Origin of the sequence: Azonexus caeni (assembly GCF_048146105.1) — a bacterium.
Classification (GTDB): domain Bacteria; phylum Pseudomonadota; class Gammaproteobacteria; order Burkholderiales; family Rhodocyclaceae; genus Azonexus; species Azonexus aromaticus_B.
On sequence record NZ_JBKJAD010000002.1, the window covers coordinates 194150 to 208214 of the forward strand.

Here is a 14065-nt window from a genome sequence, read left to right on the forward strand (position 1 = left end):
CGCCTATTCTTCCCTGATCTCGTATTCGGCATCGAGAGCGCTCATGCGCTGGCTGTAATAGACAATGATGCCGAGATAACAGAGCAATATCCCCTGCGCCGCGAAGTAGAAGCCGAAGGGAAAGCCGAAGAACTGGTATTCGTTGAGTTCGCGGGCGAACCAGATGACGACGAAAGTCAGTAGCGCCCAGATCAACAACAGCCAGGCGGTCAGCCGGCGCGTCTTGCGCCAGTACGCGGAAACCGCCTTCATCGGCCCTCTCCCGGTTCGCGTATGCAGGCCAGGAACTCCGCCGTCTGCGGCGACTGCCGGGTCAGCAAGCTGACCACGACATTGGTGACGAAACCGGCGACGATGCCGAACACACCGGCCGAGGTCGATTTGAGATGAAACCAGGGGTCGAGCGTGCCGTCGGCGAAACCGAGCCAGGAATAACCGCCGAATTCGAGACGCAAGATGTAATAAAGCGTCAGCAGCAGGCCGACGACCATGCCGGCGATGGCGCCGGCGCGCGTCGCCCGCGCCCAGAAGATGCCGAGCACCAGCGCCGGGAAAAGTGCCGCACCGGCGATTGAAAAGGCCCAGGCGACCATCGACAGGATGGTCCCCGGTTTCTGCGCGGCAACCGTCGCCGCCAACACGGCGACGAGGAGCAACAGCGACTTGGCGATGACCAGCCGGAACTGGGTCGACGACTGCGGCCGGAAGACGCGGTAATAGACATCGTGCGACAGCGCGCTGGTGATCGTCAGCAGCAGGCCGTCGGCGGTGGACAGCGCCGCCGCCAGGCCGCCGGCGGCGACCAGGCCGGACACGACATAGGGCATGCCGGCGATTTCCGGCGTCGCCAGGACGATCACGTCCGGATTGAGCGACAGCTCGGCGAACTGCAGGATGCCGTCGAAGTTGATATCCTCGATCGACACCAGACCGACCTTGCTCCACGCCGCCACCCAGCCCGGCAGCTTGGCGATCGGGATACCGGCAAGATGAGACAGCACCTCGAACTTGGCGAACACCGCATAAGCCGGCGCCGTCACGTACAGCGCGGTGATGAAAAGCAGCGACCAGAACACCGACTGCCTGGCCTGCGCCACCGTCGGCGTCGTGTAATAACGCATCAGGACGTGTGGCAGCGCCGCCGTGCCGACGGTCAGGCAGAAGATCAACGCCAGGAAGTTGATGCGCTGGGCATTGCGTTCCGCCGCCGTCTCCCCGGGAAAGGGTTCGGCGTGGGGGGTCGGCGGCTTGCTGCGATCAAGCGCCAGGTACATGTCCTTTTCCCACTGCTCGCGGGCCTGCGCCGGATCGGGCGGCAACTCGCGGCGCTGGCGTTCGAGAGCGACGATATCGCGCATCTGCGCATCGGAAGCCTTCAAGGCGTTGATCTCGATCGACAGCCGTTCGCGTTCCTGGATCAGCGAATGCGGCAACTGCATGATCTTCTGCGCATAGAGATCGGCCCGGTCGGCGTAGAGCGCGCGCACCGCAATCTCTTCCGGGGAATTGAAGAGCTTCTTCTCGAGTTCGGTGACTTCGGCCAGCACCTTGCCATACACCGCCTGCGGCACCGGCACGCCGGTGACGTTCCAGGACAGGATGGCAACCGGCGTGATGTAGGCGACGATCAGGATCAGGTACTGGGCGACCTGCGTCCAGGTCACCGCCCGCATGCCGCCGAGGAAGGAGCAAACCAGGATGCCGGCGAGGCCGACGAAGACGCCGACTTCGAACTGCAGGCTGACGAAGCGGCTGGTGATGACGCCGACACCGTAGATCTGCGCCACGACATAGACGAAGGAAGCGAGGATGGCCGCGAACACGGCGATCAGGCGGATGGCGTTGCCGCCGTAGCGGGCGCACAGGAAATCGGGAATCGTGTATTGCCCGAAGCGGCGCAGGTAAGGCGCCAGCAGCAGGGCGACCAGGACGAAGCCGCCGGTCCAGCCGATGACGTAGGCCAGCCCCTGGAAGCCCTGCAGGTAGAGGGTGCCGGCCAGCCCCATGAAGGAGGCGGCGCTCATCCAGTCGGCGCCGGTCGCCATGCCGTTGAAGAAGGCCGGCACCCGGCGGCCGGCGACGTAATACTCGGAAACGTCGGTGGTCCGGCTGAAGACGCCGATCAGCGCGTACATCGACACGGTAAACACCAGGAAGGCGTAGCCGACCCAGCGCGGCGGCATGCCGGCACGTTCGAGCACAGCCAGGAAAAAGATGAAACCGAAGAAAATCCCGGTGTAGTAGAGGTAGTAACGCTGCAGCCGGGTCAGGGAGGCGAGCATACCGGCGTCAGTGGGTACGGCGCAGGTGGCTGCTGGCCTTCGATTCGTCGATCAGCGCGGCGACGTCATCGACCCCCTTGGCGTGTGCGCGTACCACCAGCATCTGCATCAGGCGCGCCAGCAACAGGCTGTTGGCGATCGGACTGCGCCGCCCTTCGCCGGCATCGAGCCCGAAGGCGTCGAGCCAATCGTCGAGCGGCAATGGCTTGACGCTGCGCTCGCCGAACAGCGCCGGCAACAGCCAGACCAGATCGACCCAGCGTGGCTGGAAAGTGACGCCGAGGCGCTTGCGGATCAACTGTTCCAGAAAGGCCGCGACGTAGGCGGCATGGTAGGCGACCAGCGGCGACTTGCCGACGAAGCGCAGGAAAACCGCCAGTTGCCGGTCGAGCAGTGCCGGGGCGGCGCCCGCCGGGTCGAGGTCGATGCACAGGCTCTGCTCCGGGGCGATGACGCCCTTGTGCAGGACGGTCGCGGCGATCCCGGTCAAGCGGTCGCGCTCGGGGTCGAGGCCGGTGGTGGCGATATCGACGACGACATAACGGGTCAGGAAATGCGAGGATTCAAACGCTTCGCCCTGACTTGCCGACCAGGCGTTGACCGCGTTGCGCACGTCCTCCGGGAGCGTCCCGCTGGCGCCTTCCCCGAACAGGAGTTTCTTGATCCCGAACATGATCAGTTATTCACCTGGTAGTCGAGTTTCAGGCGCGACTGGATCTTGCGTGCCTGGCGGAAGGATTCCTTGAGGATGCGGCGATCCAGCTCGTTGAGCTTTTCCGGATCGATCAGGTTGTCGCCTTGGCGCCCCGGCTCGCCTTCGAGGTACTGATGCTGCAGGCGCAGTAACTGGATGAAGTTGAGGCCGTCGAGGACGGCGTTGATCTCCTCGCCGCGGATGTTCATCTTCTGCGCCGACAAGCGCAGGCGCTGCAGCGTGTTGGTCCCGTGCACGCCGGCAGCGAGCGCGTAGATGCGCGCGACGTCGACGAAGATGCGCGAGCCGTACTTCTTGAGGTCGATCTTGCCCGGATGATCGGGCTCCAGGTCGGTGACGAAATCGCGGATCTTGCCCAGCGGCGGCCCGACCTCGAGCGCGTTGCGCGCCATCGCCTGCAGGAAGATCGGCGTCGCCGACGCCTGATCCAGCAGATGGCGGCGCATCGCGTCGGGCAGTTCGACCTTGCCGTAGAGCGGCCGGAAATCGAAGAAGATCGTCGCGTTGAGCAGCGCCACCGGCTCCGGCGTGCGGATCCACTTGCTGAACTGCGCCTTCCATTCGTCCAGCGTCAGGCACCACTGCGGATTGCTGGCCATGATGTTGCCCTTGCACAGCGGGAAACCGACCTGGTCCAGGTCCTGATTGGTGGCCAGCGCGAAAGCCAGGAAGCGCTGCTTCAGCGCGTCCTTGTCCTCGCCGTCAGGAACAACGAAGACGATGCCGTTGTCCTGGTCGGTGCTGAAGGTCTGCTCGTCGCGCCCTTCCGAACCGAAAGCCAGCCAGCACCAGTCGATGCCGGTGAAATCGTGGTTTTCCAGGTTGAGCTGGATGACGCGCCGGGTCAGCGCATCGTTGAGCGCCGAGATGAACTGGGTCAGTTGCTCGGCGCCGATGCCCTGGGCCAGCATGTTGAACGACAGTTGGCGGACGTCGGCGGCCGAGGCCTTGAGCGCCGCGACATTGGGCGCCGCCTCGATGGCCTGGCGAATCTGGCGCAGGCCGACGCGCTGCAGCGCGAACAGGTCGCGCTCGGAAACGACACCGGACAGGCAGCCGGCGTGATCGGTGACCAGCACATGGCGGATGCCGTGCGTCGCCATCGCCAGCATCGCGTCGTAGGCCGTCGCGTGCTCGTCGAGGGTCAGCGGCGACGCCGACATCGCCGCGCTGATCGGCGACTCCAGCGGCAGTCCGGCGAGGACGACGCGGTCGAGCAGATCGCTGCGGGTGAAGATGCCGAGCGGCTTGCTCTCCGGATCGACCACCACCATCGAACCGATGCCGGCTTCCGACATCGTCTGCAGCGTCTGGCGCAACGGCGTCTCAGGCTGCACCGCCAGCGGATTGCGGGCGCCGATGCCGGCCAGCGGCGAGTTCAGCGTCTGCTGCTCGCTCGCCTTCTGCGCGAACTGCGCCTGCAACTGGCGCCGCGACTGGTCGAGCAGGCTGGCGATGTACTGGGTGCAGAAAAGGTTGAATTCCGGGCTGGTCGCCATCAGGACCAGGTAGTCCTCGGCCGGCAACTGGTAGCAGAAGCTATCCTCGAGCGCGGTGTAGAGGTTGGTCGACGGGCGGCCGGCGGTCACCGCGCCGATCGGGAAACTCTCGCCGGGACCGAGGCTGAGGATGGAATACTCGGTCACCGTCACCTCGCCGGCCTGCCGCGCCTGGACCTTGCCCGATTCGATCAGGTAGAAGAAACGGACGTTGCCCGAATCGGGACCGACGATCACGCTGCCCGCCGGATAGAAGGCGACGTGCGCCTTGTCGGCGAAATGCTGCAGGGCCGCCGGCGCCATCTTGTTGAACGGCGCATGGCGGACCAGGAAGGCCTGGGTCGCCGCCGCCGCCCGCTGCTGCCCGGCTTGCCGGAGCATCGCCTCGAGCTGTTGAACATCCATGACTTCCCCCGTCTCCACTGTTTCTTGTTTTTGGCTCACGACAATCCCCTGCCGATGGACTTTCAAAGTAGATAGTTTAACTTGAGTCGTTGCTGCAGACGCCTGGCCTGGCGCAAGGACTCCTTGAGTACGGCGAGGTCGAACTCGTTCAGTTCGCCCGGCCGGAACGCGCTGTCGCCCGGCTCGGCGCTTGCCATCGCCTGTCGTTCGAGACGCAGGCCGAGCAGACTGGACAAGGCCTTGGTGGCGGCGGCGACTTCCTTAGGCTGCATGCTGCCGGCCGCCCCCGCCTGGCGCAGCCGCTCGAAGCTGTTGACCGCCGGACTGCCAGCGGCCAGCGCCAGAATGCGCGCAACGTCGACGAAGATGCGGCTGCCCAGCTTCTTGAGGTCGAGGTTCGCATCGTCGTCGACCACGACATCGCCGAGCATCCCCAGCGGCGGATGAACGACCAGCGCGTTGGCCGCCATCAGGTGCAGGAAAGCCGGATTGTCACTGCTCAGGTCGGCGATGCGCCGCCGCAGGCGCCAGCCAAGCGACAACTCGCCGTACAGGGGACGCAGATCGAAAAAGATCGTCGCGTTGAGCAAGGCCGTCGGATCGGGACAACGCACCCAGTCGAAGAAGCGCTCGCTCCATTCATCGTAGGAGAGGCACCACTGCGGGTTGCCGGCCATGATCTGGCCGGGACAGAGGGTGAAGCCGCAAGCGGCAAGCTGAGCATTGACCGCCTGCGCGAAAGGCAGGAAGAGTTCGCGCAGGGCGCGCGCTTCGGCGGCGCCGTCGGCGACGAAAACCAGGCCGTTATCCTGGTCGCTGACCAGGGTCTGCTCGTCGCGCCCCTCGGAGCCCATCGCCAGCCAGCACCAGGCGGTCGGCGGCAAGCGCTGACGAGCGGCCAGCAGGTCGACGACGCGCCGCGTCAGGCTGTCGTTGAGCCGGGAAATGGTGCGCGTCGCCAGCTCGCCGGAAAACCCGAACGCCGGCAACCCGGTCAGAAACTCCCGCAGGCGTGCGGCGACTACCGGCGCCTGGTCGATCCGCTCAAGTCCCGCCAGTTCCGCCTCGATGGCAGCGATCGCCGGTCCGGGATCGGTGGTACCCATATCAGTACTTGATGCGGGAGAAATAAGTCTTTTCCGAGGCTTCCAGCGCCTGACGGACGGTGACGATGCCCTGCTCCTCAAGCAGTGGCAACAGCTTGAGGAAGACTTCGCCGGTCGCCAGCGCATCGTCGAGCGCGTTGTGCCGGGTGTTGATGCTGATCCCGAGGCGCTCGAGCAAGGCGTCGAGCTTGTGCGATTCCTGGTTCGGACTGACCACCGCCGACAGCAACAGGGTATCGAGCACCGGCTGGGTGAAGCGGATGCCGGTGCGCTCTTCCTTCAACTGCAGGAAGCGCATATCGAAGGCCGCGTTATGGGCGATCAGCACCGTCTCCTCGCAAAAGGCATGGAAGCCGGGCAAGACGATGTCGATGTTCGGCTGACCGCGCACCATGTCCTCGGTGATGCCGTGGATCGGGATCGACTCCGGCTTCAGCGGGCACTCGGGATCGACAATCTGGTTGAAGATTTCCTGCTTCAGCAGCCGGTTGTTGACGATGCGCACAGCACCGATCTGGATGATCTCATCGCCGTTCGACGGCTCCAGCCCGGTGGTCTCGGTGTCGAAGACGGTATAGGTCAGTTCGGACAGCTTGCGGTCGAGGTCGATCGACTTGTCCTCGAACTTGAAGAGGTCGAAGTCGTAGTATTCCGGCCGCCCGGTGCTGCGTTCGTCGGCGACTTCGGTGACCGGCACCGCCACCGGCAGGACGAAGCGGAAGAAGGCGCGGTGCGCGGCCTTCTCGCGTTGGTACCAGATTTCGCCGCCGTGGCGGTCGATGACGTCGCGCAAAGACAACGACGAGGTCTCGCCGAGCGCCTGCATGGTCTCCATTTCCCAGGAATAGAAGGTTTCCGAGGAAATCGCCTGGCCGATCCAGATCAGGTCGAGATAGGCGAGCTTGCCCTCGCAGACGGTGCGGAAGCGCAGGTCGCGAATCTGGTAATGGTCCTGCAGGCGTTCGGCAATGAAGAGCAGCGCGAACACCAGCGAGAAGCTGTCGGCCTTGATCCACAAGCCGTCATCGACTTCCTCGGTCTTCGTCGGCAGCTTCAGCTTGTCCTCGATGCGGCGCTGAGCGGCGCTGATGATGTCCATCGCCAGCACGTCCTCGAGCGGCCAGCGGGTCTTCATCGCATCGGTGAACTCGTTCATCGTCTGGTCGAGCCGCTTGCTCATCCGCGACGCCTCGTCATCGACCACCTTGACGAAACGCTCGCGCAGTTCCGGGTCCATGTCCGGGTAGTCGATCAGGTTGGCGACCGCCGCCCGGATGCTGCCCAGCGCCGCCCGGCTGCCCTCGGTCAGCGAATGCAGCGCGTTGTCGCGGCGCGCTTCCTCTTCCAGCGTGCGGGTGATGTTGTCCACGGTCAGCACGAAACCGCTCATTGCCGGCTCGCCCTCGTCGCCGCCCGACAGCACCGGCACCATCTGCACGCGCAGCAGTTGTCCGCCGCGCGTCGTCGTGACGAAATTGGCGATCGCCGATTTGCCCCCGACCAGACGCTGGCGGATGATTTCCAGCGAATGTTCGACCTGGTTCTTTTCGAGGATTGAAAAAATCGAGCGACCGAGACCGATCAGCGCCCCGCCCGCCGCCGACGTCGGCCCCTGCGACAGCGCCTTGAACTGCAGGCGGGCGCGGTTGTTGTAAAGGAGGATGCGACCGTCGAGGTTGCAGACGACAACCGCCTGCGCCAGTTCCGACATCAGCGCGGCGAGGCGGTTCTTCTCCGCCTCGACCGAAGCATTGGCCTCGGCGATGCGCGCCTCGACGTCGTCGAGCAAGGCGTCGCGCTGCGCCGCCAGATCGTTGGCCACCTGCGCCACGCGCTGCACTTCCGGCGGCCCCTGCAGCTTGACGCGGAAATTGCGGTTGGCGCCGAGCATCAGGCGCAACTGCTCGGCCATGCCGCGCAGCCCCTCGACGTACTGCTTGAACAGATTGTGCAGGACGGCGATACCGATGGCAAAGCCGAACAGCGTCATCAGGGTGCCGATCGGCAGGCGCGACAGCAAGAGATCGAGCAGCAGCTTGCGCTCGGTTTCCTGCATCTCGACCCAGACCAGGAAGGAAGTGACGACGAAAGGACCGGTCATCAACAGACCGAGTACGGCAATGGCAAGCAGGAAGCGGGCTTTAGCCTTCATCTCAACGACCCCGTGTATTTTTTTGCCGGTACGCTGGCAAGCGTCTGAGAGGCGACCACCGGCCGGTAGTCGCGGCATGCGTTTCAGGCTAGGCCGAGCATCTGCCTGACCCGGGCCACCAGATCCTTGGTCGAGAACGGTTTGGTCACGTAGGCATCGGCACCGATCGCCAGCCCCTTCGCCACTTCCGTCTCGCGCCCCTTGGCCGTCAGCATGACGATCAGCAAGCCACCCTGCGCCGGATCGGCACGCAGCGCCTCGCAGACCTCGAAACCCGATTTCTTCGGCATCATGACGTCAAGCAGCAGCAGATCGGGGGAAAAAGCGGCGACCTGGGCCAGCGCCTGTTCGCCATCGGTGGCAGTGGCGACTTCGAAGCCTTCCTTTTTCATCAGGAACTCGAGCGACATGACGATGTTGGGCTCATCGTCGACGATGAGTATTTTCTTGGACATTAGGTTTGTCTCCCTACTTATGCATCCGGCGCCGGCAAAGGCACCGTGAAAACGAAGGTGGCACCGGCACCCGGCGCACTTTCCACCCACAGCTTACCACCAAAATACTCGACGATTTGCCGGCTGATCGGCAGCCCGAGGCCCGTCCCCTGAGGCTTGTCGGTCATCGTGTTGCCGCCCTGGCGGAACTTCTCGAAGACCTGCGTGCATTCCTCGGCGGTCAATCCCGGCCCGTTGTCGGCAACGGCAACGCGCAAGACGGCATCGTCACGGACAACGCTGACGCGAACCTGACCGCTGCCGCCGGAAACGAACTTGACAGCATTCGACAGCAGGTTGACGACGACCTGCGTCAGCCGGTCGCGGTCGGCCAGCACGCTCGGCAAATCTGCGGCGATGGCATGCGTGAGACTCACCTTCTTCTCGCGGAACAGCGGCTCCAGCGCCACCATCGCCTCGTTCACCACCTGACCGACGTCGACCTCGCCGGTGGTCCATTCGGCGCGCCCGGATTCCAGCTTGGCCATGTCCAGCACCTGGTTGATCAGCCGGGTCAGGCGCTCGGTTTCGCTGACGATGACCCCGAGGAAGCGCGTCCGTTGTTCGAGCTCGAGGCGCGGATCGTCGTAGAGCATTTCCGACAGGGCGCGAATCGAAGTCAGCGGCGTGCGCAGTTCGTGCGTCACCGTCGAGATGAAGTCGTCCTTCATCCGGTCCACCTCGCGCAGGCGCTCGTTGGCGGCGCGCAGTTCGTTGGTTGCCGCTTCGAGCGCCCGCTGCTTGCTTTCCAGTTCGCGGCTGTAGGCGCGCACCTGGCTTGCCTCGTCGAGGATGTCGAGGACTTCTTCGAGGCGCAGATCTTCCTCGCGGGTGACGCCGGCCATCAGCGCTCGCGCGCTGGCCGAACCGATCGCCGCCGCCAGTTCGGTTTCGGCGAAATGCACGAAGCCGGCGTCCGGCGGCAGGCTGCGCCAGTCGGCCAGGCCGCGCATCCGGGCATGGGCGGCCAGTTGCTGACGGGCTCGCGCCGGGCCGAGGAAACGTTCGAGCAGACCGGTGATTTCCGGCAAGGAGGCATCACCCCGCCACAGCCGCGCATCCGGCGCCCGCTCGCCGTGCCGAAAGACATCGACGAAACGTTCGGCCTGCCCGGCCTCGACGGCGTCCGGCGTGCTTATCAGCGACACCAGGACATAAGCGCCGAGGTTGGCGAACAGGCTCCACCACAGACAATGCGAAATCTCGTCGAAGCCGCTCAGACCGAACAAGGCCTGGGCGCGCAGCCATTCGATGCCGAACAGACCATGTTCGACGAAGCCGTTGCCGATCCAGCCGGAACGGGCGAACGACGGCAGCAGCAGCGTGTAGGCCCAGACCACGAAACCGGCGAGCAGACCGGCCAGCGCGCCAGCGCGCGTCCCCTGCTTCCAGTACATGCCGCCGAACAAGGCCGGCGCGAACTGGGCGACTGCGGCAAAGGAAATGAGCCCGATGCCGACCAGCGCGTAGGCTTCGCCGGCAGCCCGGAAATAGATGTAGCCAAGGAGCAGGATGAGAACGATGGCGACGCGCCGGATGGCGATCAGCGTCCCCGAGAGATCGGCGTTCTGGCGCCGCGCCAGCCAGGTCGAGCGCAGCAGCGCCGGCATTGCCAGGTCATTGCAGACCATCGTCGACAAGGCGATGGTCTCGACGATGACCATGCCGGTCGCCGCCGACAGGCCGCCGACGAAAGCGAGCAGAACCAGCGCCTCGGCACCGTGGGCGAGCGGCAGGGTGAGCACGAAAGTGTCCGGATTGTGGCCGGCCAGCCGCGGCTCGGTCAGTCCGCTGGCGGCCAGCGGCAGGACGAAGATATTGATCAGCAGCAGGTAAAGCGGGAACAGCCAGACCGCGCGCTTGAGGTGCGATTCGTCCACGTTCTCGACGACGATGATCTGGAACTGCCGCGGCAGCAGCAGGATCGCCAGCCCGGAAAGCAGGATCAGCGCCGCCCAGTTGCCGGCACGCGCCGCATCCGGCGCAAACAGCCCGGCCAGCGCCGGCTGTGCGCTCGCCCGGGCGAAGACATCGGCAAAGCCATTGTGGATGCCGTAAGTGACGAAGAGGCCGACGGCGCAGAAGGCGACCAGCTTGACCACCGACTCGACGGCGATCGCCGCCACCATGCCTTCATGGCGCTCGGTGGCGTCGAGGTGGCGGGTGCCGAAGAGGATGGTGAACAAGGCCAGTACTGCCGCCACCAGTAGCGTCGAATCGACCCCCAGCAGACCGGCGGCGGTCCCGGAATCGGGAAACAGGATGTCGAGGCTGGCCGCCACCGCTTTCAATTGCAGCGCGATGTAGGGAACGACGCCGATCACCGCGATCACAGTGACCAGCCCGGCGAGTAGCGGGCTCTTGCCGTAGCGGGCGGCAATGAAATCGGCGATCGAAGTGATGCGCTGCGCCTTGGCGATGCGGATCATCTTGATGACGACGCCGACGCAGAGCAGCATCAGCGTCGGCCCGAGATAGATGGTGAGGAAGGACAGCCCCCCCGAGGTGGCGCGACCGACGCTGCCGAAAAAAGTCCACGAGGTGCAATAGACGGCGAGCGACAGCGCGTAGACATTGGCGTTGATGATCGAGCGCCCGGCGTCGGCGCGCGCGTCGCCCCAGCGGGCGACGCCGAACAGGAGGCCGAAATAGGCCACGGTCACCAGCGCGACGAAGCCCCCGGAAAGCATCTAGCGCCCCGGCCTTTCGGCAATCCAGGCGGCCAGCGCGATCGCCCCGCCCCAGACACCGAACAAGTAGACGAGACCGGCGGGGAAGCCCAACCATTCACCCTGCGGCAGACCCAGCAAGGGGAAAGTCAAGAGTGGCAACGCCGCCAGCGCGACTGCCGTCAGGCGTTGCCGGGTCGGCCCGCTGCGCTTCATCTCGCCCCCGGAAAAAATGGAAAAACGGCTGACACGCCAAGCGTGTCAGCCGTTCTTGGCATGCAGTCTGGTGCGACCGCATCGGCGGTCACCTTATGGGCGACCATTGTCTCCTCCTTGCCCTTTTTGTCTTGTCGAAGCAGCCTGGCAAGCGTGCTGCCTCGTGATTGGCGCGACCGGCCGTCAAGCCGGTCGCTGATGTTGCTTAGCCCTTCAACTGCTCGAGAATCGCCGGGTTTTGCCTGACGGCGAAACCCGGTACGACCGCTTTAGCCCTTGAGTTGCTCCAGAATCGCCGGGTTTTGCCTGACGGCGAAACCCGGTGCGACCGCTTTAGCCCTTGAGTTGCTCCAGAATCGCCGGGTTTTCCAGGGTCGAGATGTCTTGCGTCAGTTCCTCGCCCTTCGCCAGACCACGCAGCAGACGACGCATGATCTTGCCGGAACGGGTCTTCGGCAGGTTGTCGCCGAAGCGGATGTCCTTCGGCTTGGCAATCGGACCGATTTCCTTGGCCACCCAGTCGCACAGTTCCTTGACCATCTTCTTGGTCGCTTCCGGATCGGTCGGACGCTGACCCTTGAGCACGACGAAGGCGACGATCGCTTCACCGGTCAGATCATCCGGGCGGCCGACGACGGCGGCTTCGGCAACCAGCGGGTTGGCAACCAGCGCCGATTCGATTTCCATCGTGCCCATGCGGTGACCGGAGACGTTCAGCACGTCGTCGATACGACCGGTGATCGTGAAGTAGCCGGTGTCCTTGTCGCGGATCGCACCGTCGCCCGCCAGGTAGAGCTTGCCCTGGAAGTCGGCCGGGAAGTAGGACTTGACGAAGCGCTCGTCGTCGTTCCAGATGGTGCGGATCATCGACGGCCACGGCTTCTTGCAGACGAGGATACCACCCTGGCCCCACGGCAGTTCGGCGCCGGTCTCGTCGACCACGGCGAACTGGATGCCCGGGAAGGGCAGCGTGCAGGAACCCGGCACCAGCGGCGTCGCGCCCGGCAACGGGGTGATCATGTGACCACCGGTTTCGGTTTGCCAGAAGGTATCGACGATCGGGCAGCGCGAGCCACCGACGTTCTGGTAGTACCACTCCCAGGCGGCCGGGTTGATCGGCTCGCCGACCGAACCGAGGATGCGCAGGCTGGACAGATCGTAGCTCTTCGGATGCACCGCCGGGTTGGCATCGGCGGCCTTGATCAGCGAACGGATCGCGGTCGGCGCGGTGTAGAAGATGGAAACCTTGTGATCCTGAATCATCTTCCAGAAACGGCCGGCGTCCGGATAGGTCGGCACGCCTTCGAAGACGATTTCGGTGGCGCCGCAGGCGAGCGGACCGTAGGTGATGTAGGTGTGGCCGGTGACCCAGCCGATGTCGGCGGTACACCAGAAGGTGTCGCTATCCTTGATGTCGAAGGTGTACTTCATGGTCAGGATGGCGTGCAGCAGATAGCCGCCGGTGGAATGCTGAACGCCCTTCGGCTTGCCGGTGGAGCCGGAGGTGTAGAGCAGGAACAGCGGGTGTTCGGCACCGACCCATTCCGGTTCGCAGGTTTCCGGCTGGCTGGCCAGACCTTCGTGCAGCCACTCGTCGCGGCCGGCAACCATGGTGACGTCCATGCCGGTACGCTTGAAGACGACGACGCCCTTCAGCGTGTCGCAACCGCCAAGGGCGATGGCTTCGTCGGCGATCGCCTTGAGCGGCAAGGACTTGCCGCCGCGGAACTGGCCGTCGGCGGTGATCAGCAGGGTGGCGCCGGCATCGTTGATGCGGTCGCGCAGGGCCTGGGCGGAGAAGCCGCCGAAAACGATCGAGTGGGTGGCGCCGATACGGGCGCAGGCCTGCATGGCGACGACGCCTTCAACGGTCATCGGCAGATAGATGACGACGCGGTCGCCCTTCTGCACACCCTTGGCCTTGAGCAGGTTGGCCATCTTGCAGACCTTGACCAGCAGTTCCTGATAGGTGACCTTGGTGACGTCGCCATTGTCGGCTTCGAAGACGATGGCGACCTTGTCGCCCTTGCCGGCTTCGACCTGACGATCGAGACAGTTGTAGGAGACGTTCAGCTTGCCGTCGGCAAACCACTTGTAGAACGGTGCGTTGGACTCGTCGAGCACCTGGGTGAAGGGTTCCTTCCAGGTGATCAGTTCGCGGGCACGCTTGGCCCAGAAACCTTCGTAGTCGGCTTCCGCTTCCGCGCACAGCGCCCGGTAGGCGTCCATCCCCGAAACCGCCGCGTTCTTGACGATTTCGTCGGACGGATAATAAAGCTGCACGGACTCATTCGACATATTCTTCTCCTCTGCGTTACATCGCATTTGTGTTGAAAACAACCGGTCGGGCCTCGGGAATTTCCCGGATTGCAGCTAGGCCTTGCGCGCCGTCGCCACCTCGTTCCCCGGCGCAGCGTCAAGCCCTAATTACACTTCGATAATCTTACAATGGCCTTACGAAATCACGCTGCGGCGCAGCATTCGGCGGTTTCGGGCAAGCCTGCCGCGCCATGCTAAACTTTGCGCC

The 14065-nt window shown here is 64.5% G+C and carries 10 protein-coding genes; all 10 read right to left on the reverse strand.

The features are described from left to right. Positions 1 to 3: 3 nt before the first annotated feature. The 10 genes from ACLIIZ_RS04020 to acs all read right to left on the reverse strand — a co-directional run bounded on the left by ACLIIZ_RS04020 (position 4) and on the right by acs (position 13836). Positions 4 to 252 (reverse strand): DUF4212 domain-containing protein, encoded by a 249-nt coding sequence (locus ACLIIZ_RS04020; protein ID WP_416690907.1) that lies wholly within the window; start codon positions 250 to 252, stop codon positions 4 to 6. After that, positions 249 to 2282, reverse strand: a complete 2034-nt coding sequence (locus tag ACLIIZ_RS04025; RefSeq protein WP_416690908.1) for a sodium:solute symporter family protein — start codon at positions 2280 to 2282, stop codon at positions 249 to 251. The genes ACLIIZ_RS04020 and ACLIIZ_RS04025 overlap by 4 nt, the downstream gene beginning before the upstream one ends. A gap of 7 nt (positions 2283 to 2289) precedes the next feature. Further along, positions 2290 to 2955, reverse strand: coding sequence for a PolC-type DNA polymerase III domain-containing protein (locus ACLIIZ_RS04030; RefSeq protein ID WP_416690909.1), 666 nt, complete (start codon positions 2953 to 2955; stop codon positions 2290 to 2292). Positions 2956 to 2957: 2 nt separating this feature from the next. Then, positions 2958 to 4901, reverse strand: a complete 1944-nt coding sequence (locus tag ACLIIZ_RS04035) for a DUF294 nucleotidyltransferase-like domain-containing protein (protein WP_416690910.1) — start codon at positions 4899 to 4901, stop codon at positions 2958 to 2960. A gap of 62 nt (positions 4902 to 4963) precedes the next feature. Next, positions 4964 to 6007 (reverse strand): DUF294 nucleotidyltransferase-like domain-containing protein, encoded by a 1044-nt coding sequence (locus ACLIIZ_RS04040; protein ID WP_416690911.1) that lies wholly within the window; start codon positions 6005 to 6007, stop codon positions 4964 to 4966. 1 nt (position 6008) lies between these two features. Then, on the reverse strand, positions 6009 to 8159 hold the full coding sequence (locus tag ACLIIZ_RS04045; RefSeq protein WP_416690912.1) for an exonuclease domain-containing protein: 2151 nt from the start codon (positions 8157 to 8159) through the stop codon (positions 6009 to 6011). Positions 8160 to 8242: 83 nt separating this feature from the next. Further along, positions 8243 to 8614 (reverse strand): response regulator transcription factor, encoded by a 372-nt coding sequence (locus ACLIIZ_RS04050; protein ID WP_416690913.1) that lies wholly within the window; start codon positions 8612 to 8614, stop codon positions 8243 to 8245. A 17-nt stretch (positions 8615 to 8631) separates the two neighbouring features. Continuing rightward, entirely contained in the window at positions 8632 to 11343 is a 2712-nt protein-coding gene (locus ACLIIZ_RS04055; protein ID WP_416690914.1) for an ATP-binding protein, read from the reverse strand. Beyond that, entirely contained in the window at positions 11344 to 11538 is a 195-nt protein-coding gene (locus tag ACLIIZ_RS04060; RefSeq protein WP_416690915.1) for a hypothetical protein, read from the reverse strand. It lies immediately after the preceding gene. A 333-nt stretch (positions 11539 to 11871) separates the two neighbouring features. Continuing rightward, on the reverse strand, positions 11872 to 13836 hold the full coding sequence (acs, locus tag ACLIIZ_RS04065) for an acetate--CoA ligase (RefSeq protein ID WP_416690916.1): 1965 nt from the start codon (positions 13834 to 13836) through the stop codon (positions 11872 to 11874). Between the last annotated feature and the right edge of the window lie 229 nt (positions 13837 to 14065).

Bases quoted from the DNA above. Each gene is read 5' to 3' on its own strand.
- ACLIIZ_RS04060 (WP_416690915.1), bottom strand. From the start codon at position 11,538: ATGAAGCGCAGCGGGCCGACCCGGCAACGCCTGACGGCAGTCGCGCTG.
- ACLIIZ_RS04035 (WP_416690910.1), bottom strand. From the start codon at position 4,901: ATGGATGTTCAACAGCTCGAGGCGATGCTCCGGCAAGCCGGGCAGCAG.
- ACLIIZ_RS04020 (WP_416690907.1), bottom strand. From the start codon at position 252: ATGAAGGCGGTTTCCGCGTACTGGCGCAAGACGCGCCGGCTGACCGCC.
- ACLIIZ_RS04040 (WP_416690911.1), bottom strand. From the start codon at position 6,007: ATGGGTACCACCGATCCCGGACCGGCGATCGCTGCCATCGAGGCGGAA.
- ACLIIZ_RS04055 (WP_416690914.1), bottom strand. From the start codon at position 11,343: ATGCTTTCCGGGGGCTTCGTCGCGCTGGTGACCGTGGCCTATTTCGGC.
- ACLIIZ_RS04030 (WP_416690909.1), bottom strand. From the start codon at position 2,955: ATGTTCGGGATCAAGAAACTCCTGTTCGGGGAAGGCGCCAGCGGGACG.
- ACLIIZ_RS04045 (WP_416690912.1), bottom strand. From the start codon at position 8,159: ATGAAGGCTAAAGCCCGCTTCCTGCTTGCCATTGCCGTACTCGGTCTG.
- acs (WP_416690916.1), bottom strand. From the start codon at position 13,836: ATGTCGAATGAGTCCGTGCAGCTTTATTATCCGTCCGACGAAATCGTC.
- ACLIIZ_RS04025 (WP_416690908.1), bottom strand. From the start codon at position 2,282: ATGCTCGCCTCCCTGACCCGGCTGCAGCGTTACTACCTCTACTACACC.
- ACLIIZ_RS04050 (WP_416690913.1), bottom strand. From the start codon at position 8,614: ATGTCCAAGAAAATACTCATCGTCGACGATGAGCCCAACATCGTCATG.